Genomic DNA, 571 nt, shown 5'->3' on the forward strand with positions numbered 1-571 from the left:
AGACGGTGTTGACGGTGCCCCAGGTAAAGATGGCGCACCTGGTAAAGATGGCGCGCCTGGTGCAAAAGGGCTGCAAGTTAAGGGTGATTGGAATGCACAATCTGGTTATCAGGTTGACGATGTCGTTACCTTCCAGGGCAGCGCATATATAGCATCAACAGCTATTACAGAAACGGATGGTGTTAATCTGTCTCCTGAGCAGGATACACAGCGCTGGCAACTGCTGGTAGCGAAAGGTTCAGCTGGCATAAACTTTAATGCTTCAGGCTATCTGCTGACCACCGAATACTTGGTTGGAGACGTGATTAGTTATATGGGCAGTGCGTTTATCGCGACCCAGGAAGTGGTTGGTGTGCCGCCAATGGATTCAGAGGGCAATGTTCAACAACCCTGGTCTATTCTGGCTAAGGGCGTTGATTACGACGTTGAACAGCTGGTTAAACGTACAGAGCTGCCCGACTTCACCTCGTTTGTACTAAGCTCGGATGTAACCCAAGTGTTGACCAACTATGTTACAGAAACACAGTTTAATCAGGCACTGGCAGCAAAAGCAAACCAAAGCGATGTTGAT

1 protein-coding gene is annotated in these 571 nt (G+C 48.9%); it reads left to right on the top strand.

What is annotated here, in order from left to right:
- Nucleotides 1-571, top strand: a 571-nt coding sequence (locus TW77_RS25540; protein ID WP_046007500.1) for a collagen-like triple helix repeat-containing protein, incomplete at both ends; no start/stop codon positions are given.

This window comes from Pseudoalteromonas rubra, assembly GCF_000967655.1.
In the GTDB taxonomy this organism is placed as follows: Bacteria; Pseudomonadota; Gammaproteobacteria; order Enterobacterales; family Alteromonadaceae; genus Pseudoalteromonas; species Pseudoalteromonas rubra_A.